The organism is Camelimonas fluminis (assembly GCF_014656355.1).
In the GTDB taxonomy this organism is placed as follows: domain Bacteria; phylum Pseudomonadota; class Alphaproteobacteria; order Rhizobiales; family Beijerinckiaceae; genus Camelimonas; species Camelimonas fluminis.
The window spans coordinates 1-1,658 of sequence record NZ_BNCG01000124.1 but is presented as its reverse complement, the minus strand read 5'-3'; the positions used below and the strand labels follow the sequence as shown (position 1 = coordinate 1,658).

The following is a 1,658-nucleotide window of genomic DNA, read 5'->3' as shown; positions in this document are numbered from 1 at the left end:
CGACGAGGATTTCATCAAGCAGATGGCCGACGAGGTCGACCGGTTCAACGACGAGCTGGCGGCGCTGGTCGAGCGCATCCGCGCCTATTCCTCTCCTGCAATTAGCGAGGCCGCGTGATGAGTGGCAGCGTCAACAAGGTCATACTCATTGGCCGGCTGGCTCGTGATCCAGAAGTGCGCCGCATGCCCTCTGGAGAGCCGGTTGTGAACCTGCGCGTGGTCACTTCTGAACGGTGGCGTGACCGTAATTCGGGCGAGAGACGCGAGCGCGCAGAATTTCATGCCGTCGTCATTTTCAATGAGAACCTGGCGAAGGTTGCCGAGCAATACCTGCGAAAGGGCAGCCTTCTGGAGCTGGAAGGTCAGTTGCAGACCAGAAAATGGACTGATCAGAACGGCCATGAGCGCTACACCACGGAAGTAGTGCTGCAACGCTACCGCGGCGAACTGACAATCCTCGACGGCAAGCGCGATGACGCCGGCCCGCGCGATATGGCGGACGCCGAGCGCCAGTATGCGCAGCGCGGTGGCCGTGACCTGGGCGCCGAAGCTGACCGTGCCTATGACCGTGCCAATGGAGGCGGCGGGCCCGGCCAGCAGACATCAGACATTCCGTTCTGAGGTGCGCTATGGCCCAGACGGTAATCATTCGCGGCGTGCATCAGCGCAATCTGGCAAAGGCGATCATTGATCGTGCGCCGCCGAACGCTGTCGTCTCGATCCGAGAGGCGAACCGCACAAGTGATCAGAACGCGCTCCTGTGGTCTCTTCTTTCAGACATTTCCAGAGCAAAGCCAGATGGAAGGATGCACCCGCCAGAGGTTTGGAAGTCCCTCTTCATGCACGCCTGTGGTTACGCGGTTCAGTTTGAGATGGGGTTGAACGGGCAACCATTCCCAATAGGGTTCCGGACATCTCGTTTAACAAAATCGCAATTCAGCGACCTAATCGAGTTCATCTATTCATGGGCTGCCGAGAAGGGCGTAATTCTTCGTAACGGAGAAGAGAATGCTTGAAAAGTGGAGAGATATACCTGGCGCTCCTGGCTATCAGGCTAGCAATCTCGGGAAAATCCGTAGCCTTGACCGGCATGTCGGGTGCTCTGGCGGGAGACGGAAAATAAAGGGTATGGAGATGTCGCCATTCCCAGCCCTGACGACGGGCTACCTGCAAGTTGATGTCAGCGGACGCCGCTCTTCAGTGCACCGTCTGGTGGCCATGGCGTGGTGCAGCGGTCATTTCCCAGGCGCTGTCGTTGATCACAAAAATGGGCGCCGCGACGACAACCGAGCAGAAAATCTTGAATGGGTAACCCCATCTGAGAATGTTCGTAGAGGCTACCATGCTGGAAGGGCAGCCACTTGCCAAGGAAAATTCTCTGGCGAGCATCCGACTTCTAAAGCCGTAATTTCAACGTGCCTTGCTAGCGGAGACGAAAAGCTGTGGCCTTCGGCTATGGACGCCGTTCGGGCTGGCTTTGATAGCAGCAGTATTTCCCGTTGCTGCACCGGGATAATCAAACACCATAAAGGACACAAATGGCGTTTCGGCGCCCGCCACGGCGTCGTCTTCCATGCCCAGATGGAGGACGCATGAAAATCCAGCGTGAACTCCCCATCCAGAAGGCGATCATGCGCTATCTGGATCTGGCTTTGCCG

3 protein-coding genes and 1 pseudogene are annotated in these 1,658 nt (G+C 57.4%); 3 read left to right on the top strand and 1 reads right to left on the bottom strand.

Annotated features, from left to right (window positions below; translation table 11 throughout):
* Positions 1 to 117: 117 nt before the first annotated feature.
* The 3 genes and pseudogenes from ssb to IE243_RS24090 all read left to right on the top strand — a co-directional run.
* Positions 118 to 621 (top strand): single-stranded DNA-binding protein, encoded by a 504-nt coding sequence (gene ssb, locus IE243_RS22710; protein WP_191321548.1) that lies wholly within the window; start codon positions 118 to 120, stop codon positions 619 to 621.
* Positions 622 to 629: 8 nt separating this feature from the next.
* On the top strand, positions 630 to 1,016 hold the full coding sequence (locus tag IE243_RS22705) for a recombination protein NinB (RefSeq protein WP_191321547.1): 387 nt from the start codon (positions 630 to 632) through the stop codon (positions 1,014 to 1,016).
* Positions 1,009 to 1,320, top strand: a pseudogene (locus tag IE243_RS24090) (NUMOD4 motif-containing HNH endonuclease); the annotation flags it as partial. The gene IE243_RS22705 and the pseudogene IE243_RS24090, both read left to right, overlap by 8 nt.
* A gap of 17 nt (positions 1,321 to 1,337) precedes the next feature.
* On the opposite strand, the gene IE243_RS23700 reads toward IE243_RS24090, so the two are convergent.
* The coding region (locus IE243_RS23700; RefSeq protein WP_244643329.1) for a hypothetical protein at positions 1,338 to 1,658 on the bottom strand (321 nt) is incomplete at its 5' end.